Source organism: Plantactinospora sp. DSM 117369, assembly GCF_053764795.1.
Genome location: NZ_CM132446.1, coordinates 8,937,819 through 8,957,746 on the forward strand (window position 1 = coordinate 8,937,819; position 19,928 = coordinate 8,957,746).

Consider the following 19,928-nt stretch of genomic DNA (forward strand, 5'->3'; position numbering starts at 1 on the left):
CGAGGCGGTTCAGCACATGCTGGCACCCACTGTTGCTCTATGAAGCCAGGTGACGGTCTCCACGGCGCCCGGGCAACGTGCCACGGAGAGCGCGTTGGCAAGCGCGAATAGTTGATCTGGTGGTAGCTGGATGGCATCCGGGTTGGCCAGACGGAGGTGAACGGTCCTACCCTCGCCGATGACGACGAGCACTGCCATCATTGGGGCTGGTCCGACCACACCGGCACGACGCACCGGGCCGATGAGCGGCCTGTTGGTCACCCGAACTGCCACGGATGTGGCGTAGGAAAGCTCGACCGTCCGCTCCCGAACGACTCGTACCGTAAGCCTGCTGCCCTCCAGCCAGGCGTCGGTACGTACCACCCTTGTGATCCGCACCGCGGTATATGCCACGACCGCCCCGGAGGCCAGTACGGCCAGCACGATCGGCAGGAAGCCCCATCGCTCAGGGCCACTCGGATCACCAGGGGCCAGAATTGCTATCCCCACCAACCCCAGTAAGGTGCCGGCACATATCGCCGCGCCAGCTGCCATGCCTCCGAGAAACACCATGCAGACGACGCGGATGGCTCGGCTACCGTGAAATCCCACGGACAGCCGATATCGATGCATCCCGCTCTGCACCTGGCCATGATGGCAGATAACGGCGCCACTGTGGGTGGTCAAAATTGCAACAGAAGGTCAGCGGCCGTCGCTGCCGCGATACTCAGACGCTCAGCGGTCGACCTGGGTGAAGTCCCAGACGTGTGGGGTACGGGCGAGCATCCGGGCCGGTGGGTCGGGCAGCGAGACCGGGTTGGCCCGCCACTTCGAGATGACCACCAGCCGGTTGTCGGTGGAGGAGAAGACCTCGCTGGAGATGTGCAGCGGATTGTGCTCCAGCTCGGGCAGGGCGCTGTCGCAGACCCAGGTGAGCAGGTCGGCGAAGCCGGCACGCTCCGCGCGTACCTCCCACATCCGTACGATCACGTCGGTCATCACGCTCCTCACCGCCCTCGACGCCGCCGGAACACTACACGCTGACGATCGTGAGCGGCATCGCGGAATCGGCGGGCAGGTCCAGCCGGCTCGGGGCCACCCCGGCGGCCACCAGGTGCGACCCGAGCGCCGCGACCATCGCGCCGTTGTCGGTGCAGAGCTTCGGCCGGGGTACCCGGACGTGGATGCCGTGTTTCGCCGCTCGCTCCTCGGCCAGCGCCCGCAGCCGCGAGTTCGCCGCGACCCCACCGCCGAGCACCAGCGTCTCGATGCCCCGGTCCCGGCAGGCCGCGATCGCCTTGCCGGTCAGTACGTCGCAGACCGCCTCCTGGAACGAGGCGGCCACGTCCGGCACGGGTACCGGCTCACCGGCCCGCTGCTTCGCCTCCACCCAGCGGGCGACCGCGGTCTTGAGCCCGGAGAACGAGAAGTCGAACCGGTGCGCGGCGAGGTCCTTCGGCGCGGTCAGCCCACGCGGGAAGGCGATCGCGTCCGGAGCGCCGGACCGCGCCTCCCGGTCGATCGGCGGGCCGCCCGGGAACGGCAGCCCGAGCAGCCGGGCCACCTTGTCGAACGCCTCTCCGGCAGCGTCGTCGATGGTGGCGCCGAGCGGGGTGACCCCGGTGGCCAGGTCGTCCACCAGCAGCAGCGAGGAGTGTCCGCCGGAGACCAGCAGCGCGATCGCCGGCTCGGGCAGCGGGCCGTGTTCCAGCGTGTCCACCGCGACGTGCGCGGCCAGGTGGTTCACCCCGTACACCGGTTTTTCGGCGGCCAGCGCGTAGCCCTTGGCGGCGGCCACCCCGACCAGCAGCGCGCCGGCCAGCCCGGGACCGGCGGTGACGGCGATCGCGTCGATGTCGGCCAGGGTCACCCCGGCGTCATCCAGCGCGCGGCGCATGGTCGGCACGATCGCCTCCAGGTGCGCCCGGCTGGCCACCTCGGGCACCACCCCGCCGAACCGGGCGTGCTCGTCCACACTGGACGCCAGCGCGTCGGCGAGCAGGGTGTGCCCGCGTACGACGCCGACGCCGGTCTCGTCGCAGGACGTCTCGATCCCGAGGATCAGGGGTTCGTCAGCCATCGTTCACCCGCTCCAGTTCGACCTGCATCACCAGCGCGTCGGTGTTGCTCGGTTGGTAGTAGCCGCGCCGCACGCCGACCGGCTCGAAGCCGTACGTCGCGTAGAGGCGCTGCGCCGGTGCGTTGTCCACCGCCACCTCCAGCAGTACCCGGCGTACGCCCCGCCGGGTCGCCTCGGCCAGCAGCTCGGTCAGCAGCATCCGGCCGATGCCGCTGCGCTGGGCGTCCCGGCGTACCGCCACGTTCTGCACCCAGGCCTCGTCCGGCGGCGCGACGGCGAGGCCGGCATAGCCGACGAGTGCGTCGGTGTCGTCCAGCGCCGCCAGATAGTGGTGGCCGTTCGCCAGCTCGTTCCAGAACATCGCCGCCGACCACTGCTCGGCACCGAACAGGTCCGCCTCGATCGGCAGCGCTTCGGAGATGTGCCACCAGCGGAACGGGCCCAGCCTGGTCATCCGAGCCCTGCCCTCATCGACCACTGCCCTCACGGTAAGACCGGCTTGCGTCCGGCCGCCGCCACGGCGTCCGGCCGGCGCAGGTAGAGCGGCGTGAGCGGGTCACCGGGGGCGCCGGCCCGGACCCGCTCGGCCGCCAGCTCCGCCAGGGCGTACGGCGGGGGGTAGTCCAGCCCGGCTCGCGGCGGCAGTCCGAGGATGTCGGCGTACCGGCGGGCCCCCTCGCCGACCGCGACCTGGACGCCCAGTTCCCGGGCCCGCTCGGCGACGGCGGCCGGGGTGTCGACCTCGGGCCCGGCCAGCCGCTCGCCGGCCAGGTCGTAGACGGCCCAGTAGATCTCCCGGCGCCGGGCGTCGGTGGCTGCCAGCACCGGTCCCACCTCGGGAGCCGCCCCCGATCGCGGCTGGGTCGCGGCGTGCCCGATGGCGTCGAGGGAGGGCACGCCGTAGGTGGGGATGCCCAGCACCTGTCCCATGCTCGCCGCGGTGACCAGGCCGACCCGCAGCCCGGTGAACGGCCCGGGCCCGACCCCGGCCACCACGGCGGTCAGGTCGGCCGGGCGGGCACCGGCCTCGGCGAGCACCTCGGAGACCTGCGGCGCGAGCAGTTCACCGTGGGCCCGGGCGTCGACGACGCTGCGCTCACCGCGCAGCGCGACCGTGTCGGCGGTGACCTCCGCCAGCGCGGCGGTCACCGCCGGGGTCGAGGAGTCCAGCACGAGTACGAGCACATAGGCACCCTAACCGGGCGGTCGTCGACGCCGGGCACGACCCGGGGCGGCATGGGTGCCGGTCGCGCCGCTCACCTCCGCCCGCCGGACCGACATCGGCGGCGAGCGTGATACCACCGAGTCATCTTGATGACAGGGTGGTATCACGCTCCTCGGATACATGCAGCATCTGACGGTGTCTTCGTCCCGGCTCACCACACTGCTCGGCACGACCCTGCGCCGACAGCGGGAACTGCACGGCCTGACCCAACGCGATCTGGCTGAGCGCTCCGGCGCCAGCCAGGCGGCGATCGCCCGGATCGAACAGGGGGTGCGGGCGCCGACGGTGGCGATGCTGGAGCGGCTGCTGGCCGCGCTTGATCTCCAGCTCACCGTGGGCGTCGAGCCGCTCGACGCCCAGCGCTGGAACCCACGGTGGGAGGAATTCGGCTACCTGCCCACCGACCCGCGCGAACCCGGCGAGCACCGATGGCAGGTGGTCGGTGGGGTGCTGCGGGCCAGCATGGCTGACGAACTGCCGGAGGCGATCGAGGTCCGGCACGACGACCGGAGCTACCGGGTGGTGCCGCTCGCCCTGGTCGAGGTGACCGAGCCGGCCACCGCCGACCTGATGCGGCGGTGGCGGGCCCGACACGCCTGCTCAGCGGGCTGACAGGTCCCAGTCGACGGTGGGCCGGCCGGCGTCGGCGAGCGCCTTGTTGCAGGCGCTGAAGGGGCGGCTGCCGAGGAAACCGCGAGGGTTCATCGGACTCGGGTGGCCGGCCTCCAGCACCACGTGCGCCGGATTGGTGACCAGCGCGGCCTTCTTGCGTGCGTATCCGCCCCAGAGCAGGAAGACGATCCGCTCCGGACGGGCGTCGAGGGCCTTGATGGTGGCGTCGGTGAATGCCTCCCAGCCCTTGTTGCCGTGCGAGCCCGGGGTCGCCTGCCGGACGGTCAGCACCGCGTTGAGCAGCAGCACGCCCTGGTTAGCCCAGCGGGTCAGATTGCCGCTGCGCGACATTGGCACCCCGAGGTCGTCGGCCAGCTCCTTGAAGACGTTACGCAGCGACGGTGGCACCGAGACGCCGTCGCGGACGCTGAAGCTGAGCCCGTGCGCCTGCCCCGCCTTGTGGTAAGGGTCCTGGCCGAGGATCAGCACCCGGCAGTCCTCCGGCGCGCAGAGCCGGTAGGCCGCGAAGAGGTCCTCCATCGGCGGGAAGACGGTCTGGGTCGCGTATTCCCCGGCGACGAACTCGGCCAACGCGGCGGTCTGGGCCGGGTCGAGATGCGGGTCCAGCGCCGCCCGCCAGGCCGGAGGCAGCAGGGCCGGAAGATCCAGGGTCATCGGTAACCTCTCGAGCGCCACGGTCGTTTCCCGCACTCTAGAAGTCCGGTACGACACCGGGAAATTCCGGTACGGCGCCCCTTCTCAGCGCGGCGTGGCGCCCCTCTTCAGCGCAGCTCGGCGAGCCGGTCGGCCCAGTCACCGCCGAACGGCACCAGCTCGATGCGCCGGGTGTCGTCGTCCCGCCGGTCGATGACCACCCGCAGGTGCGTGTCGACCAGGTGCTCGACCATGCCCTCGCCCCACTCGACCACGGTGACCGCCTCGTCCACCGAAGCGTCCAGATCGAGGTCGTCGATCTCGGCCCGGGGGTCGACCGCGTCGCCCAGCCGGTACGCGTCGGCGTGCACCAGCGTGGCCCGGCCGCCCCGGGCCGGATCGGGCCGGTGCACCCGGGCGATCACGAAGGTCGGCGAGGTGATGTCGCCGAGTACGCCCAGCCCGGCGGCGATCCCCTGCACCAGGGCGGTCTTGCCGGCGCCCAGCGGACCGGTGAGCACCAGCAGGTCCCCGGAGCGGAGCAGTTCGCCGAGCCGCCGCCCGAACTCGTGGGTGTCCGCCACCGTCGGCAGCTCGCGGACCAGTTCGGTGCCGCGCAACGCGTCGCTCATCCGGACAGCTCAGTCCCTTCCTCGGCCGGGCAGCCGGTCGAGGAAGTCCAGCAGTGCCGTATTGACCTCGTCGGCGTGTTCCAGCATCACCACGTGCCCGCTGTCGGGCACCTTGACGTATTCGGCGTCCGGCAGCCAGCGGACGATCTCCTCGGAGTGGGTGACCGGCGTGATCATGTCGCGCTCGCCCACGATGACCAGGGTCGGAGTGTCCCGCAGTGCGGCCAGCACCGGATAGCGGGCATGGGTGTAGATGGTGCGCAGATAGCGGGCCACCGTCTCGGTGGAGGTGCGCGAGTTCATCTTCTCCACGTAGGAGACCAGCGCCGGGCTGGGGGTGGGGGTGCCGAAGCCGTACCGGCGGGTGAGCAACCAGGCCAGGTTGGCCGAGGCGCGGCGGGCCCGGTCGATCACGCTGCCGGTCAGCCGGGTGGCGTTGTCGACCACCGGCAGCAGCGGTGCGCCGGCCCGGGCGACGATCGTCGGCAGGCCGAACTTCGTCTCCGCCACCAGCCCGCCCGAGGTGGCCATCAGCACGGTGCCGACCACCCGCTCGGCGAACAGCTCCGGATAGCGCTCCGCGAACGCCATGATGGTCATGCCGCCCATCGAGTGCCCGATCAGCACCAGCGGACCGGTCGGCGCCGTCCGGTCGATCACCGAGCGGAGCGTCTCGCCGAGCGCCTGGAGCTGGTATTCACCGGACTCCAGCCGACCGGATCGGCCGTGCCCCGGCTGGTCGTAGAAGACCATCCGGTCCTCGCCCAGCTCGGTAAGGATCTTGCGCTGGAAGTGGAAGGTCCCCATGTCCAGGCAGAAGCCGTGCACGAAGACCAGGGTCGGCCGCTCCGGGCCGGACGGCGGCCCGACCAGTTCCACGTGGATGTCGGTGCCGTCGGCGGTGGAGACGGTGCAGGACTCGTGGTAGGGCAGCGCCCCGAACGGCTCCGTCGCGTACCGGTCGCCGGGTGCGGCCTTGGAACGGCGTACCACCGCCCGCTCGGCGGCCACCCCGGCGGCGATGCCGGCCGCCGCGACCCCGGCCGCCGCGCCGATGATGCCGGCGACCCGGAACAGCCCGGTCCGGGTCGGGGTACGCCGGGACGGCTGCCGCTGCACCGGTACCCGGGGCGGGGCGAACCGCTTGGCGGGGCTCACCGCTGCTGCCCGTCGTACACCCGGGGCACCCGGACCCCGCCGAATCGAGTGACGATCTCGTAGTTGATGGTGCCGATCGCCTCGGCCCAGTCGTCGGCGGTGGGTGCACCGTCCGCGCCGCTGCCGAAGAGGGTCGCCACGTCGCCCGGGGCGACCGGGTCGTCGCCGCAGTCCAGCATGATCTGGTCCATGCAGACCCGGCCGGCGATCCGGCGCCGGGCACCGGCGAGCTGGACCGGGCCGACGTTGGAGGCGTGCCGGGGTACCCCGTCGGCGTAGCCCAGTGGCACGACGGCCAGCGTCGTCTCCCGCTCCGTGTGGTAGGTGTGCCCGTAGGAGACCCCGGTGCCGGCCGGTACCCGCTTGGTCAGCGTCACCCGGGCCCGGGCGGTCATCGCCGGCCGCAGCCCGAACTGCTCGCCGGGCACCGGCGACAGCCCGTACATCGCGATGCCGGGACGGACCAGGTCGAAGTGGGTGTCGGGCCGGGTCAGCGTGGCCGCCGAGTTGGCCAGGTGCCGGTAGCGGGGGCGCAGCCCGGCCCGCTCGGCCAGGGCCAGCCCCTCGCCGAAGACCGCGAGCTGCCGGTCGGTGGTGGCGTGCGTGGGCGCGTCGGCGTGGACCAGGTGGCTCCACAGCCCGACCACCTCGATCAACCCGTCGGCCTGGGCCTTCGCCGCCGCGTCGAGCAGCTCGGGCCAGTCGTCCAGGGTCGCGCCGCCCCGGGACAGGCCAGTGTCGATCTTGAGGTGGGCCCGGACCGGCCGATCGGCCCGCTCGGCGGCGGCGACCAGCTCGGCGAGCTGGCCGAGGCTGGCGGCGGCCAGGTCGATCCCGGCGGTCACCCCCTCGTGCAGCGGCAGCCCGGGCGCCAGCAACCAGGCCAGCACCGGTGCGGTGATCCCGCCCCGGCGCAGCGTCAACGCCTCGTCCAGGGTGCAGACGCCCAGCCAGTCCGCCCCGGCGTCGAGCGCCGCCCCGGCGACCGGCAGCATGCCGTGGCCGTACGCGTCGCCCTTGACCACGGCCATCAGCTCGGCACTCGTCCCGGCCCGCAGTCGGGACACGTTGTCGCGGATCGCGTCAAGGTCGACGCGTACCTCGGCCTGCCACATGCGCTCAGCCTACTGAACGGTAGATCGAAATGGCCCCGGGTGGCGCGACCAGGACACTTGGCCGGTCACCGGGGCAGCCTGGCGACCACCGGGCGCAGCGCGGCCGCCACGTCGTCGGCGGTCACCGGCCCGCGCCGGGCCGCCTCCTGCCCGGCCAGCCCGTGCAGGTACGCCGCGGCGGCCGCCGCCCGCTCCGCCGGCAGACCGGCGGCGAGCAGCGAACCGAGCAACCCGGCCAGCACGTCGCCGGTGCCGCCGGTGGCGAGTGCCGGGGTGCCGGTCGGGTTGGCGAAGGCCCGCCCGTCCGGGGTGGCGATCACCGTCCGGTCGCCCTTGAGCAGCACCACCGCGTTCATCCAGGTGGCGAGTTGCAGCGCGGCGGCGACCCGGTCCATGGGCGGCTCGCCGCAGAGCCGGGCGTACTCGCGGTCGTGCGGGGTGACCACGATCGGCGCGTCCCGCTCCCGCAGCCGCTCGGCCATCGAGCCGTCCACCAGCAGGGTGAGCGCGTCCGCGTCGAGCACCACCGGCACCGGCGCGGCGAGTACGCAGCGCAGCTCAGTCGCGGCCCGCTCGTCGGTGCCGAGCCCGGAACCGCAGACCCAGGCCTGCACCCGGCCGGCGTCGTTGACCCGCTCGGCGGCGACCACCGAGGGATAGCGGCGCAGCACCTCGACACGGGCGCCACCGGCGTACCGGATCATGCCGGTCGGTCCGGCGACCGCGCCACCGACCGAGAGCACCGCCGCGCCCGGGTACGTCGCCGAACCGGTGGCCAGGCCGACCACGCCCCGGCTGTATTTCTCCTCCTCGGGACCGAGCCGGGGCCACCAGTCGCGCACGTCCGACCACTCGGTGACCCGTACCGCCGGAGTGGCCCGCAGCCACGGGCCGAGCCCGATGTCGACCAGCTCGACCCGCCCGGCCCGGGGTGCGGCCGGGCCGACCACCAGGGCCGGCTTCAGGCAGCCGAAGGTGACCGTGAGGTCGGCGGTCACCGTGCTGGGCAGGCCGACCGAGCGCGGCACCTCGCCGGTGTCCACCTCGACCCCGCTCGGCACGTCCACCGCCACCACCGGCGGCCGGTCCCCGGACCGGCCGGTCAGGCCGGGCAGCTCGGCGACCAGCCGGGCCGCCGGCTCGCGCAGCCCGCCCGAGCCGCCGATCCCGACGATCCCGTCCAGCACCAGGTCGGCCCGGTCCGGCAGCCCGTCGACCACCCGCCCGCCGGCCGCCCGCAGCGCGGCCAGGCCGCCCTGGTGCACCCGCTCGGGCGCCAGCAGCACGGCACTCACCGCCGCGCCCCGGCCGGCGAGCCGGGCACCCGCGTAGAGGGTGTCGCCGCCGTTGTCGCCGGAGCCGACCAGCAGCAGCACCCGGGCGCCGTACACCCCGCCACCCCGCTCGGCGAGCAGCCGGGCGCAGTGCCCGGCCAGCCCACCGGCGGCACGCCGCATCAGGGTGCCGGCCGGCACTGTGGCCATCAGGGAGTGCTCGGCGGCGCGTACGTCCGCCACCCGCCACGCGGCCCTCATCGCTCCGCCACCACCATCGCCGAGGCGATCCCGCCGTCGTGCGACAGCGACAGGTGCCAGCGCTGCACCCCGCGTTCGGTGGCGGCGGCGGCGACCGTGCCGGAGACGGTCAGCCACGGCCGCCCGTCCGGGTCGGCGACCACCTCGCAGTCGTGCCAGCGCAGCCCGACCGGCGCGCCCAGCGCCTTGGCCACCGCCTCCTTCGCCGCGAACCGGGCGGCCAGCGACTCGGCCGAGCGCGGACTGCCCGACCCGGTGGCGCGTTCCGCCTCGGTGAAGAGCCGATCGGCCAGCAACGGGGTGCGGGCCAGCGCCCGGGCGAACCGATCCACCAGTACGACGTCGATGCCGACTGCGACGATCACCGCCTCACCCTACCGGCGGGCGCCACAGCGCACGCCACGGTGACCGGCTCACTCCACGGTGACCGACTTGGCCAGGTTGCGCGGCTGGTCGACGTCGTGCCCCCGGGCGGCGGCGATCTCGCAGGCGAGCACCTGCAACGGCACCGTGGTCACCAGCGGGGCCAGCAGGGTCGGGGTGCGCGGTACGTAGATCAGGTGGTCGGCGTACGGCGTCACCGCCTCGTCGCCCTGCTCGGCGATCACGATGGTGCGGGCACCCCGGGCGCGGATCTCCTGGATGTTGGAGACGATCTTGTCGTGCAGCATGCCCCGCCCGGCCGGGGAGGGCACGATGCAGACCACCGGGGTGCCCTGGTCGATCAGCGAGATGGGCCCGTGCTTCAACTCGCCCGCCGCGAACCCCTCGGCGTGCATGTAGGCGAGTTCCTTGAGCTTGAGCGCGCCCTCCAGGGCGACCGGGAAGCCGACGTGCCGGCCGATGAAGAGCACCGTGGGGGCCGCCTTGAGGTCCCGGGCGAGTTCCCGGACCGGCTCGATGCCGGCGAGCAGCTCCCGCAGCTTGTCCGGCATCTCCTGGAGCTGGTCCACCACCGCGGCGACCTCGTCGGCGTACTTGATGCCACGGACCTGGGCCAGGTGCAGGCCGATCAGATAGCAGGCCACCACCTGGGTGAGGAACGCCTTGGTCGAGGCGACCGCGACCTCGGGACCGCCGTGGGTGTAGAGCACCGCGTCGGACTCGCGCGGGATGGTGGAGCCGTTGGTGTTGCAGATCGCCAGCACCCGGGCCTTCTGCTCCTTGGCGTGTCGGAGTGCCATCAGGGTGTCCATGGTCTCGCCGGACTGGGAGATCGCCACCACCAGGGTGGACCGGTCGAGCACCGGGTCGCGGTAGCGGAACTCGCTGGCCAGCTCGACCTCGCAGGGGATCCGGGTCCAGTGCTCGATGGCGTACTTCGCCACCATCCCGGCGTGGTACGAGGTGCCGCAGGCGACGATGAAGATCTTGTCGGCGTCCCGCAGGTCCTGGTCGGAGAGGCGGACCTCGTCGAGCACGATCTCGCCGGTCTCCTTGAGCCGGCCGAGCAGGGTGTCGGCGATCGCCTGCGGCTGCTCGGCGATCTCCTTCAGCATGAAGTAGTCGTAGCCGCCCTTCTCGGCGGCCGAGGCGTCCCAGTCGATGTGGAAGTCCTTGCCGGTGGCGGGTGCACCGGTGAAGTCGGTGATCTCGATGGCGTCCCCGGTGATGAGGACGACCTGGTCCTGGCCCAGCTCGACCGCGTCCCGGGTGTGTTCGATGAACGCGGATACGTCGCTGGCCAGGTAGTTCTCCCCGACCCCGCGCCCGACCACCAGCGGCGAGTTGCGCCGGGCCCCGACCACCGCGCCGGGGATCGCGGCGTCCACCGCGAGCAGCGTGAAGGCGCCCTCCAGCCGCTGGCAGACCTGGCGCATCGCGGCGGCCAGCAGGGCCGGCCCGTCGGGCTCACCGGCGGCGCGCAGCCGGTGCAGCTCGCCGGCGAGCAGGTGCGCGGCGCACTCGGTGTCGGTGTCGCTGGTGAACTCGACGCCGTCGGCCTCCAGCTCGGCGCGGAGCTTGGCGAAGTTCTCGATGATGCCGTTGTGGATCACGGCCACCCGGCCGTCGGTGGCCCGGTGCGGGTGGGCGTTGCGGTCGGTGGGCCCGCCGTGGGTGGCCCACCGGGTGTGCCCGATGCCGGTGGTCCCGGCGCCGATGCCGAGTGCCGCGGCGCCGTCGTCGGTCGCCGACCGCTCGGCCAGCACCTTCTCCAGGTTGGCCAGCTTGCCGGCCTTCTTCTCGGTCAGCAGCTCGCCTTCGCAGACGACCGCCACGCCGGCCGAGTCGTAGCCGCGGTACTCCAGCCGCCGCAACCCGTCCAGCACGATGCCCAGCGCCGGCCTGGCGCCGGTGTAACCCACGATTCCGCACATGGCCCGCAGCCTAACCTAAGTTCGCTCATCTGGCCTGCTCGAAAGGTGCTTGTTCGATCACTGATCCTGCTCGGTATCCTGACCCGCCGCCACAACCGGACGAACGGCCGCTCGACTGGCCTGCCCAGGCTTCACCGGTACATCGCGGCCAGCGGTGACGGGGTACCGTGACTGGCGCATTCGCTGCCATCTCCTCCGGCGCCCGCCCCTCCCCGTCGCCGCGCCCCTGCTGTCCGCCATATCTGGAGCCAGACCCGATGACCGACTCGCCGCCCCCGCACAACCCGTACGATCCTTCAGCCGAGTACGAGCCGCCGACGACGAAGTTCGGCCCGCCGCAGCAGCCCCAGCCGGAGAACCCGGCCGAGGAGGACGACGCCCCGACGACGAGGTACGCCCCGCCGCAGCAGCCTCAGCCCGGGCAGCCGTCCGGCTACGGACAGCCGGTGCAGCCGACGACGTACGGGCAGCCGCCGGCCCAACCGGGCGCGTACGGCCAGCCGCCGCCGCAGCAGCAGCCCGCCCCGTACGGGCAGCCGACCTGGGGCCAGCCACCGCAGGCGGCCGGGTACGGCCAGCCGCAGCAGCCGAACCCGTACGGCCAGCCCCAGCAGCCCAACCCGTACGGCCAGCCGCAGCAGCCGAACCCGTACGCCCCGGCACAGCAGCCCGGCCCGGGCCAGCCGCCGGCCCCGCCCTACGGTGCCGGCCCGGCGTACCCGCCGCAGTCCGGCCCACCAGCCACGCCATACCCCACCAGCGGGGCGCCGAACCAGCAGGACGCCGGTTACGGCGTCTACCCGCCGCAGTCCGGCCCGCCCGGGCCCGGCGACCAGTACGCGGCGGCCGGCGCCGGCGGCCACCCCGGATACGGACAGCCCGGACAACCAGCGCAGCCCGGCTACCCGGGTGGGCCGTTCCCGCCCGCACCGCCGAAGAAGAGCAACAAGACCATGATCATCGTGATCGTGGCCGTGGTGGTGGTCGTGCTGATCGCCTGCGTCGGGATCTGCCTCGGCCCGCTGTCGTTCATGGACCAGGTGCGGAAGACGGTGGAGACCGGCCTCGACGCCACCCCGACCCCGTCCAGCTCCGACGGTACGGACGGCGGCGACCCGGGCAGCGGCGGTCAGACGGTGGTCTACGAGGTGACCGGGGACGGCCGGGTCGCACTCTCCTACATCGACGGTGCCGGCAAGCAGGTGCACTCGCCCTCGGTCGACCTGCCGTGGAAAAAGGAGGTCAAGATTCCCGAGGACGAGCTGAAGACGGTGGTGGCGATCCGCACCGGCGGCGGTTCCGGGGACATCTCCTGCAAGATCACGGTTGACGGCCAGTCCACCGCCGCCAAGAGCTCCAGCGGCAACTACGCGACCGTCACCTGCTCGGACTTCGGGATCTGACACGACCGCGCACCACGCCTCTAGGGTGACGGGGTGACGACGACAACGGACTCCGATCCCCTGGTCCGCCGGATGCGCCCGTTCGGCACCACCATCTTCGCGGAGATGTCGGCGCTGGCGGTGCGCACCGGCGCGGTCAACCTGGGTCAGGGCTTTCCGGACACGGACGGGCCGCCCGAGATGCTGGCCGCGGCGGCGGAGGCGCTGCGCGGCGGGCAGAACCAGTACCCGCCCGGTCCAGGCATCCCGGCACTGCGCGCCGCGGTCGCCGCACATCAGCGCCGGTTCTGGGGGCTGGACTACGACCCGGACGGGCAGGTGCTGGTCACCGCCGGGGCGACCGAGGCGATCGCGGCGGCGATCCTCGGACTCTGCGAGGCCGGCGACGAGGTGGTCTGCTTCGAGCCGTACTACGACTCGTACGCCGCCTCGATCGCGCTGGCCGGCGCGGTCCGGCGGCCGGTCACCCTCCGCCCGGTCGACGGCGGCCGGTACGCCTTCGACCCGGCGGAGCTGCGGGCCGCCTTCGGGCCACGGACCCGGCTGGTGCTACTCAACTCGCCGCACAACCCGACCGGCAAGGTCTTCGACGCCGACGAGCTGGCGCTGATCGCGCGGCTGTGCCAGGAGTTCGACACCCTCGCCGTCACCGACGAGGTGTACGAGCACCTGGTCTTCACCGATGCCGGCAGCCCGCACATCCCGCTGGCCACCCTGCCGGGCATGTGGGAGCGCACCCTGCGGGTCTCCTCGGCGGGCAAGACGTTCTCCTGCACCGGCTGGAAGGTCGGCTGGGCCAGCGGCCCGGCCCCGCTGGTCGCGGCGACGATGCGGGTCAAGCAGTTCCTCACCTATGTCAATGGCGCGCCACTACAACCGGCGGTCGCGGTGGCCCTGGCCCTGCCGGACGGCTACTACCACGGTTACCGGGCCGATCTCCAGGCCCGGCGGGACCAGCTCGGCGCCGGGCTGGTCGAGGCCGGCTTCGAGGTGCTGGTCCCGGAAGGGACCTACTTCGTCACCGCCGACATCACCGCGCTGGGCGGGCGGGACGGGGTGGAGTTCTGCCGCTCGCTGCCGGAGCGCTGCGGGGTGGTCGCCGTGCCGACGCAGGTCTTCTACGACGACGTCGAGGCGGGCCGGCGACTGGTCCGGTTCGCCTTCTGCAAACGCCCGGAGGTGCTGGCCGAGGCGGTGACCCGGCTACACGCGCTCGGCGGCGCACCAGCCTGACCGCATCCCCGTCGACATTCAGGCGCCCTCCGCCAGCCCCGCGCCGCGGCCGTCGGGCAGCCGCTCGGGTACGGCACCGGCGCTGGCCAGCCGCGCGGCTGGGATGCGGACCTGGGCACCGTCGAGCAGCGCCGCCTCGGCGTCGTCGAGGAAGGCCAGGTCCGCCTCGGCAAGTCGACCCTGCTGCACCTGGTCGGGGCGATCGAACCGGCCGACTCCGGATCGGTCGTCGTCGGCGGGCAGGAGATCACCCGGTCGGTCGCCGGGCCCTGGCCGCGTACCGCCGGAGCGTGGGCTTCACCCTGGCCCGGGCCAGCCAGCTCCGCTCCGCCGCCCGCCGGCCTACGCCGGCACCGGGCTGGCGGTACGCACCTCGGCGGCGATCCGCTCCGCGACCTCGTGGGCCAGCTCCAGGGTGGGCGCCTCGACCATCACCCGGACCAGCGGCTCGGTGCCGGAGGGGCGGAGCAGCACCCGACCGGTCTCGCCCAGCTCGGCCTCGGCCCGCTGCACCGCGCCGAGTACGGCGGGAGCGCCGGCTCCGACGGTCCGGTCCGCGACCGGCACGTTGATCAACACCTGTGGCAGCTTGGTCACCACCGAGGCCAGCTCGGCGAGGGTACGGCCGGTGGCCGCCACCCGGGACATCAGGTGCAGCCCGGTGAGGACGCCGTCGCCGGTGGTCGCGTACGCCGGCAGCACCAGGTGCCCGCTCTGCTCGCCGCCCAGCGCCAGCCCGGAGGCGCGCAACTCCTCCAGCACGTACCGGTCGCCGACCTTGGTCTCGACCAGCCGGATGCCGGCGGCGGACATGGCGAGCCGCAGCCCGAGGTTGCTCATCACGGTCGCGACCAGGGTGTCCTGGGTCAGCGTGCCGGCCTCCCGCATGGCCAGTGCCAGGATCGCCATGATCTGGTCGCCGTCCACCTCGCTGCCGTCGGCGGCGATCGCCACGCACCGGTCGGCGTCGCCGTCGTGCGCGATGCCGAGGTCGGCGCCGTGCTCCAACACGGCGGCCCGCAGGTCGTCGAGGTGCTGCGAACCGCAGTCGTCGTTGATGTTGAGCCCGTCCGGCTCGGCGTGGATGGCGATCACCTCGGCACCGGCCTCCCGGTACGCCACCGGGGCGACCTCCGAGGCGGCGCCGTTGGCGCAGTCGACGACGACCTTCAGCCCGTCGAGCCGGTGCGGGATCGTGCCGACCAGGTGCTGGACGTAGTGTTCGGCCCCGTCGAGCAGGTCGTGCACCCGGCCCACGCCGGCACCGGTCGGCCGCTGCCAGCCGGCCGAGCCGTTCGCCTCGACGGCGGCCTCGATCTTCAGCTCGACGTCGTCGGGGAGCTTGTGCCCACCGGCCGCGAAGAGCTTGATCCCGTTGTCCGGCATCGGGTTGTGCGAGGCCGAGAGCATCACCCCGAAGTCGGCCTTCGCCTCGCCGACCAGGAACGCCACCCCCGGCGTCGGCAGCACACCGACCCGGACCACGTTGGCTCCGGCGCTGGTCAGCCCGGCCACCACCGCCGCCTCCAGCATCTCGCCACTGGCCCGGGTGTCCCGGCCCACCACGGCGAGCGGCGGATGGCTCCGGTCCTGCTCGGCGAGGGTGTGCGCGGCCGCCACCGCGACCGCGAGTGACAACTCGGGGGTGAGGTCGGCGTTCGCGCGTCCGCGTACGCCGTCAGTGCCGAACAGCCGCCCCATGCGCGAAACCTCCGGGAAGCGCACCAGTAGAGAACAACGAAACGGCCGGACACCGCCACCGCGGAAGGGGGCGGTTTCCGGCCGTACGTCAGACGGACAAGGTGTTGCCGCTGATCAGCGCTTGGAGTACTGGGGCGCCTTGCGGGCCTTCTTGAGGCCGTACTTCTTGCTTTCCTTCTCCCGAGCGTCCCGGGTGAGGAAGCCGGCCTTCTTCAGCGCCGGGCGGTCGTCGGGGTCGTTGGCGATCAGCGCCCGCGCGATGGCCAGCCGCAGCCCGCCGGCCTGACCGGTGGTGCCGCCGCCCCGCAGGTTGGCGATGATGTCGAACGCCTCGGCCTTCTCGGCGGTGACCAGCGGCTCCTTGATGAGCTGCTGGTGCACCTTGCTCGGGAAGTACGCCTCCAGGTCACGACCGTTGCAGGTGATCTTGCCGCTGCCGGGAACGATCCGGACCCGGACGATCGCCTCCTTGCGGCGGCCCACGGTCTGGATCGGCCGGTCGCCACGAGGAGCCCGGGCCACCGGGGCGGGCACCGGGGCTTCGGCGGTCGCGATGGTGTCGGTCATGCTGTTTCCTTCGCCCGCGCTCACTGCGCGATCTGCTTGATCTCGAACGGCACCGGCTGCTGCGCGGCGTGCGGGTGCTCGGCACCGGCGTAGACCTTCAGCTTCTTGATCAGCTTACGGCCGAGCTTGTTGTGCGGGAGCATGCCCTTGACGGCCAGCTCGATGGCCCGGTCGGGACGCTTGGTCAGCAGCTCGTCGTAGCCGACCTGCTTCAGACCGCCGGGGTAGCCGGAGTGACGGTAGGCGACCTTGGTGTGCCGCTTGTTGCCGGTCAGCGCCACCTTGCCCGCGTTCACCACGACGACGAAGTCACCGGTGTCGACGTGCGGCGCGAAAGTCGGCTTGTGCTTGCCGCGCAGCAGCGTGGCAACGTGGGTGGCCAGACGGCCCAGCACGACGTCTGACGCGTCGATGACGTGCCACTGACGCTCGATTTCACCCGGCTTCGGGCTGTACGTACGCACAGGTCTACCTTGTCTCGTCGTCGGTCTGGGGTCGCGCACCGGTCGCCAGGCACGCACAAACGACCAAGCGTACCCGGGAGAGGCACGCCCGCGGATGTCACGTGAAAACTTGGGTGTCACACAACAGCAGGCAACGATACCTGGTCGCCGGTGCCGGGGTCAAAACGGGACACCCCCCGGCGGGCTGGGCGACGGCAGGACCTCCGCCTCCACCGGAACGATAGCCCGGAGGCCCCGCCGCAGCCCGGCCGGGGGTCTCACACCCCGGCGAGGCGGCCCGGCGACGGGCGGAGGTAGACCACCCAGGTCACCACGAGGCAGAGGGCGTACCAGGCGATGAAGGCCAGGTAGGCGGCGTCGGCCGACTGGTACGCCAGGAACGACTGCCGGAAGGCGATGTTGACCAGTACGCCCCCGAACGCGCCGACCGCCCCGGCAATCCCGATCAGGGCACCGGAGAGCCGCCACGCCCGGCGCTGCGCGGCGTCCGGATCCAGCTCGCCGGCCGCCACCGCCCGGGCCGCCTTGGCCCGGAAGATCGCCGGGATCATCTTGTACGTCGATCCGTTGCCCACCCCGGAGAGCACGAAGAGCCCGATGAACCCGATCAGGTAGAGGGTCAGCGAGCGCTCCCGGGAGGCGTAGTAGACCAGTCCGGCGCCGCCCGCCATGGCAGCGAAGGTCGCGAGGGTCACCCGGGACCCGCCGTACCGGTCGGCCAGGTGGCCGCCGACCGGCCGGATCAGCGAGCCGACCAGCGGCCCGAGGAAGGTGAGGTACGCCGCGTCGAGCGGGGTGCCGAACCGGTCGCCGAACTGCACCAGCAGCACCTGCCCGAAGGCGAAGCCGAAGCCGATGAACGAGCCGAAGGTGCCGATGTAGAGCACGGACATCACCCAGGCGTGCGGGTCCCGGGCCGCCTCCCGGATCGCCCCCCGCTCGTTGCGGACCCCGGTGATGTTGTCCATGTACCGGGCCGAGGCCAGCGCGGCGAGCACGATCAGCGGGAGGTAGATCGCCGGCACCAGGCGCGGGTACGCGGCACCGGCCGTGGCCAGCACCGCCAGCCCGACGAGCTGGACGGCGGCCACCCCGATGTTGCCGCCGCCGGCGTTCAGGCCCAGCGCCCAGCCCTTGAGCCGCTGCGGATAGAAGAGGTTGATGTTCGCCATCGAGGAGGCGAAGTTCCCGCCGCCGACCCCGGCCAGGCAGGCCAGCAGCATCAGCGTGCCGTAGGACACCCCCGGCTCGATCAGGATCGCCATCGGCACCGCCGGCACCAGCAGCAGCAGCGCGCTGACGATCGTCCAGTTCCGCCCGCCGAACCGGGCCACCGCCAGGGTGTACGGCAGCCGCAGCGTCGCGCCCAGCGCCGCCGGTACGGCGGTCAGCAGGAACTTCCCGGCCGGGTCGATCCCGTACTCCGGGCCGAGGAAGAGCACCAGGACGGACCAGAGGCTCCACACCGAGAAGCCGATGTGCTCGGAGGCGATCGAGACGATCAGGTTGCGCCGGGCGATCGGCGCTCCGGTCGTACGCCAGAATTCGGGGTCCTCGGGCCGCCAGTCGTCGAGCTGGTGCCGACGGGCGGTCACCGGTGCGGCGGCGGTCTCCGGCGGCGGAAGGGTGCCGAGGCCGGCCGCCGCCGGGGCGGAGGCCGTGCTGTCGGTCCCGGGATCGGCCGTCGGGCCGGTAGCGGCGGCAGTACTAGTCATGCCGCCCGAAAGTAGGAGCGCGGGGTTTCCCGGCGGTTCGCACTCGAAGTCGGACCGGCAACGGTCGGCGCACGGCGGGCCCCGGCGGATGGTGAGATCCGTCGCCCCGCTCAGATGCCCTGGAGGATACGCAGCGCCCGGCTGACCCGGAACATGGTGTCGGCGTCGGCGACCCCGACGCACTCGGTGAACCACTTCTTCATCGGCGACGAGAGCCGGTCGGGCATCACCACGAATTCGCCCATGGTGACGGCGAGCGGGGAATCCCGGAGCAGTTCGGAGTCCACCACCTCGGCGACGATCACGATCGGCACGTCGGTGGAGTTGTATACGTCGGAGCTGATCACCAGGCCGAGCCGGGACCGCGCCCCGTCGATCCGCCAGATCTCGCCTCTACGCAGCACTGAACCTTCTTCACCCTGAATCGCGCGGTGCTCAGTAACCGCGTCCGACCTCGCGGTCCGCCGGACCGCGAGGGGAGGTTGACGAAGGTTCACTCGGACCCCTGCCGAGAGCCGCATCGACCAGTGCGGCCTCCTGGGCGTCGGCGATGGCGGCGGCCTCGATGTCCAGGCGGGCCCGGCCGACGGCCGCGGCGTGCGCGGCGAAGACCTCGCGGAGCGCCTTCTCCCGGGCGGCCTGGTCGATCCAGGCGGAAAGCGACATGCCGTCCCGTTTCGCGAAGCGCCGCGCCTCTTCGATCGTCTCGTCCGAAAACGAGAGGGTCACCTTGGCGGTCATGCCGCCCAGCCTACCGACGGTATGACCAGCCGTCATTCCGGCTCGTTGTCACCGGTCGTCAGTCCAGCTCCCGCCGGCCGCCGAAGACGGCGAACCGCCACGACTTGTAGAAACAGTCGACACCGACGAAACCGGCCTCGGTCAGCCAGCGGCACTGGTCCGGCAGCGGCGCCGGGCGGTCGTGCATCATCCGCTCCCGGGCCGCGGCGATCTCCGCCTCGGTGGCGCCGAGCGCGGTGACCTGGGCCAGCCACACCTCGTCGTACCGGGAGTCCAGGTCGGGGGTGCCGCCGGCCACCTGTTCGGCGTTCACGAACACCCCGCCGGGGACCAGTACCTGCCGGACCCGGCGGTAGAGGTCCCGCTTGTCGGCGTCCGGCAGGTGGTGGATGGCCAGCGCGGAGACCACCGCGTCGTACGGGCCGCCGGGCAGCGGCGCGGTCAGGTTGGCGACCACCGTCTCGTGCGGTACGCCCCGCCGGGTCAGGTGTCCCCCGGCCACCGCGAGCATCGCCGGGGCGCCGTCGAGCAGCGTGGTCCGCACCCCCGGTACGGCGGCACTGAGCAGGATCGAGAGCAGCCCGGTGCCGGCGCCGAGGTCGAGTACGGCCGGTACCCGCCCGGACGCCAGCGCCCGGCGCAGCGGCGGGGCGGCCACCTCGACCGCGGTGCCGTAGAAGTCGTCGAAGCACGGCACGAGCCGGCGTCGGGACTCGTCGTACGACCCGGCCACCGCGTCGAAGAGCGACACCACGGCCATCGGAGTGCCTCCTAAAATGTGGAACGACCTTCCACA

The 19,928-nt window shown here is 72.6% G+C and carries 23 protein-coding genes; 3 read left to right on the top strand and 20 right to left on the bottom strand.

Translation table 11 applies throughout. The features are described 5' to 3' along the window. Positions 1 to 9: 9 nt before the first annotated feature. The 5 genes from ACSMXO_RS38245 to tsaB all read right to left on the bottom strand — a co-directional run bounded on the left by ACSMXO_RS38245 (position 10) and on the right by tsaB (position 3,244). Complete coding sequence (locus ACSMXO_RS38245) at positions 10 to 624, bottom strand: hypothetical protein (protein ID WP_455415721.1); 615 nt, start codon at positions 622 to 624, stop codon at positions 10 to 12. 90 nt (positions 625 to 714) lie between these two features. After that, positions 715 to 969, bottom strand: coding sequence for a hypothetical protein (locus ACSMXO_RS38250; protein ID WP_346258357.1), 255 nt, complete (start codon positions 967 to 969; stop codon positions 715 to 717). Between the two features lie 43 nt (positions 970 to 1,012). Then, complete coding sequence (gene tsaD / locus ACSMXO_RS38255) at positions 1,013 to 2,059, bottom strand: tRNA (adenosine(37)-N6)-threonylcarbamoyltransferase complex transferase subunit TsaD (protein WP_346258257.1); 1,047 nt, start codon at positions 2,057 to 2,059, stop codon at positions 1,013 to 1,015. Then, entirely contained in the window at positions 2,052 to 2,513 is a 462-nt protein-coding gene (rimI, locus tag ACSMXO_RS38260; RefSeq protein ID WP_455415722.1) for a ribosomal protein S18-alanine N-acetyltransferase, read from the bottom strand. The genes tsaD and rimI overlap by 8 nt, the downstream gene beginning before the upstream one ends. 29 nt (positions 2,514 to 2,542) lie before the next feature. Continuing rightward, complete coding sequence (gene tsaB, locus ACSMXO_RS38265; RefSeq protein ID WP_346258259.1) at positions 2,543 to 3,244, bottom strand: tRNA (adenosine(37)-N6)-threonylcarbamoyltransferase complex dimerization subunit type 1 TsaB; 702 nt, start codon at positions 3,242 to 3,244, stop codon at positions 2,543 to 2,545. 175 nt (positions 3,245 to 3,419) lie between these two features. Between tsaB and ACSMXO_RS38270 the strand changes: the two genes are divergently transcribed. After that, positions 3,420 to 3,896 carry a helix-turn-helix domain-containing protein gene (locus ACSMXO_RS38270; RefSeq protein WP_455415723.1) on the top strand — a complete coding sequence of 159 codons (477 nt, stop codon included), beginning with the start codon at positions 3,420 to 3,422 and terminating at the stop codon, positions 3,894 to 3,896. Here the strand turns inward: ACSMXO_RS38270 and ACSMXO_RS38275 are convergent. From ACSMXO_RS38275 to glmS, 7 genes are all read right to left on the bottom strand, one after another. After that, positions 3,885 to 4,571: a uracil-DNA glycosylase gene (locus ACSMXO_RS38275; protein ID WP_346258261.1), complete on the bottom strand. Its 687-nt coding sequence runs from the start codon at positions 4,569 to 4,571 to the stop codon at positions 3,885 to 3,887. The genes ACSMXO_RS38270 and ACSMXO_RS38275 overlap by 12 nt on opposite strands. 107 nt (positions 4,572 to 4,678) lie before the next feature. Then, positions 4,679 to 5,182, bottom strand: coding sequence for a tRNA (adenosine(37)-N6)-threonylcarbamoyltransferase complex ATPase subunit type 1 TsaE (gene tsaE, locus ACSMXO_RS38280; RefSeq protein ID WP_346258262.1), 504 nt, complete (start codon positions 5,180 to 5,182; stop codon positions 4,679 to 4,681). Between the two features lie 9 nt (positions 5,183 to 5,191). Further along, entirely contained in the window at positions 5,192 to 6,259 is a 1,068-nt protein-coding gene (locus ACSMXO_RS38285; protein ID WP_455419406.1) for an alpha/beta fold hydrolase, read from the bottom strand. Positions 6,260 to 6,336: 77 nt separating this feature from the next. Further along, positions 6,337 to 7,455, bottom strand: a complete 1,119-nt coding sequence (alr, locus tag ACSMXO_RS38290) for an alanine racemase (RefSeq protein WP_455415724.1) — start codon at positions 7,453 to 7,455, stop codon at positions 6,337 to 6,339. 65 nt (positions 7,456 to 7,520) lie between these two features. Continuing rightward, a complete protein-coding gene (locus ACSMXO_RS38295) occupies positions 7,521 to 8,990 on the bottom strand; it encodes an NAD(P)H-hydrate dehydratase (protein ID WP_455415725.1) in 1,470 nt (489 codons plus the stop codon). Next, positions 8,987 to 9,355 (bottom strand): holo-ACP synthase, encoded by a 369-nt coding sequence (locus ACSMXO_RS38300; RefSeq protein ID WP_455415726.1) that lies wholly within the window; start codon positions 9,353 to 9,355, stop codon positions 8,987 to 8,989. Before ACSMXO_RS38300 ends, ACSMXO_RS38295 begins: the two co-directional genes overlap by 4 nt. A 48-nt stretch (positions 9,356 to 9,403) precedes the next feature. Continuing rightward, entirely contained in the window at positions 9,404 to 11,308 is a 1,905-nt protein-coding gene (gene glmS, locus ACSMXO_RS38305) for a glutamine--fructose-6-phosphate transaminase (isomerizing) (RefSeq protein ID WP_346258266.1), read from the bottom strand. Positions 11,309 to 11,565: 257 nt separating this feature from the next. Here glmS and ACSMXO_RS38310 point away from each other — a divergent pair, with 257 nt between their 5' ends. Both ACSMXO_RS38310 and ACSMXO_RS38315 read left to right on the top strand, forming a co-directional pair. Further along, positions 11,566 to 12,711: an MmpS family transport accessory protein gene (locus tag ACSMXO_RS38310; RefSeq protein WP_455415727.1), complete on the top strand. Its 1,146-nt coding sequence runs from the start codon at positions 11,566 to 11,568 to the stop codon at positions 12,709 to 12,711. Positions 12,712 to 12,744: 33 nt separating this feature from the next. Continuing rightward, on the top strand, positions 12,745 to 13,944 hold the full coding sequence (locus ACSMXO_RS38315; protein WP_455415728.1) for a pyridoxal phosphate-dependent aminotransferase: 1,200 nt from the start codon (positions 12,745 to 12,747) through the stop codon (positions 13,942 to 13,944). Positions 13,945 to 13,962: 18 nt separating this feature from the next. Here ACSMXO_RS38315 and ACSMXO_RS38320 read toward each other — a convergent pair whose 3' ends face one another. The 8 genes from ACSMXO_RS38320 to ACSMXO_RS38355 all read right to left on the bottom strand — a co-directional run bounded on the left by ACSMXO_RS38320 (position 13,963) and on the right by ACSMXO_RS38355 (position 19,892). Further along, positions 13,963 to 14,133, bottom strand: coding sequence for a hypothetical protein (locus ACSMXO_RS38320; RefSeq protein ID WP_455415729.1), 171 nt, complete (start codon positions 14,131 to 14,133; stop codon positions 13,963 to 13,965). Between the two features lie 153 nt (positions 14,134 to 14,286). Further along, complete coding sequence (glmM, locus tag ACSMXO_RS38325; protein WP_455415730.1) at positions 14,287 to 15,645, bottom strand: phosphoglucosamine mutase; 1,359 nt, start codon at positions 15,643 to 15,645, stop codon at positions 14,287 to 14,289. Between the two features lie 114 nt (positions 15,646 to 15,759). Beyond that, positions 15,760 to 16,212, bottom strand: a complete 453-nt coding sequence (rpsI, locus tag ACSMXO_RS38330; protein ID WP_346258271.1) for a 30S ribosomal protein S9 — start codon at positions 16,210 to 16,212, stop codon at positions 15,760 to 15,762. Between the two features lie 20 nt (positions 16,213 to 16,232). After that, entirely contained in the window at positions 16,233 to 16,676 is a 444-nt protein-coding gene (gene rplM, locus ACSMXO_RS38335) for a 50S ribosomal protein L13 (RefSeq protein WP_107260811.1), read from the bottom strand. A gap of 257 nt (positions 16,677 to 16,933) precedes the next feature. Further along, the gene (locus tag ACSMXO_RS38340; protein ID WP_346258272.1) at positions 16,934 to 18,391 is read right to left on the bottom strand and encodes a nitrate/nitrite transporter; all 1,458 of its coding nucleotides are present in this window, start codon (positions 18,389 to 18,391) and stop codon (positions 16,934 to 16,936) included. Between the two features lie 110 nt (positions 18,392 to 18,501). Continuing rightward, positions 18,502 to 18,795 (bottom strand): type II toxin-antitoxin system PemK/MazF family toxin, encoded by a 294-nt coding sequence (locus tag ACSMXO_RS38345; protein WP_346258273.1) that lies wholly within the window; start codon positions 18,793 to 18,795, stop codon positions 18,502 to 18,504. Positions 18,796 to 18,826: 31 nt separating this feature from the next. Then, positions 18,827 to 19,132, bottom strand: coding sequence for a DUF6364 family protein (locus ACSMXO_RS38350; RefSeq protein WP_455415731.1), 306 nt, complete (start codon positions 19,130 to 19,132; stop codon positions 18,827 to 18,829). 58 nt (positions 19,133 to 19,190) lie between these two features. Continuing rightward, positions 19,191 to 19,892: a methyltransferase domain-containing protein gene (locus ACSMXO_RS38355; RefSeq protein ID WP_455415732.1), complete on the bottom strand. Its 702-nt coding sequence runs from the start codon at positions 19,890 to 19,892 to the stop codon at positions 19,191 to 19,193. Positions 19,893 to 19,928: the final 36 nt, after the last annotated feature.

Coding starts and splice junctions, on each gene's coding strand:
- tsaD (WP_346258257.1), bottom strand. CDS start 2,059: ATGGCTGACGAACCCCTGATCCTCGGGATCGAGACGTCCTGCGACGAG.
- rimI (WP_455415722.1), bottom strand. CDS start 2,513: ATGACCAGGCTGGGCCCGTTCCGCTGGTGGCACATCTCCGAAGCGCTG.
- ACSMXO_RS38275 (WP_346258261.1), bottom strand. CDS start 4,571: ATGACCCTGGATCTTCCGGCCCTGCTGCCTCCGGCCTGGCGGGCGGCG.
- tsaE (WP_346258262.1), bottom strand. CDS start 5,182: ATGAGCGACGCGTTGCGCGGCACCGAACTGGTCCGCGAGCTGCCGACG.
- alr (WP_455415724.1), bottom strand. CDS start 7,455: ATGTGGCAGGCCGAGGTACGCGTCGACCTTGACGCGATCCGCGACAAC.
- ACSMXO_RS38295 (WP_455415725.1), bottom strand. CDS start 8,990: ATGAGGGCCGCGTGGCGGGTGGCGGACGTACGCGCCGCCGAGCACTCC.
- glmS (WP_346258266.1), bottom strand. CDS start 11,308: ATGTGCGGAATCGTGGGTTACACCGGCGCCAGGCCGGCGCTGGGCATC.
- ACSMXO_RS38310 (WP_455415727.1), top strand. CDS start 11,566: ATGACCGACTCGCCGCCCCCGCACAACCCGTACGATCCTTCAGCCGAG.
- glmM (WP_455415730.1), bottom strand. CDS start 15,645: ATGGGGCGGCTGTTCGGCACTGACGGCGTACGCGGACGCGCGAACGCC.
- rpsI (WP_346258271.1), bottom strand. CDS start 16,212: ATGACCGACACCATCGCGACCGCCGAAGCCCCGGTGCCCGCCCCGGTG.
- ACSMXO_RS38340 (WP_346258272.1), bottom strand. CDS start 18,391: ATGACTAGTACTGCCGCCGCTACCGGCCCGACGGCCGATCCCGGGACC.
- ACSMXO_RS38350 (WP_455415731.1), bottom strand. CDS start 19,132: ATGACCGCCAAGGTGACCCTCTCGTTTTCGGACGAGACGATCGAAGAG.
- ACSMXO_RS38355 (WP_455415732.1), bottom strand. CDS start 19,892: ATGGCCGTGGTGTCGCTCTTCGACGCGGTGGCCGGGTCGTACGACGAG.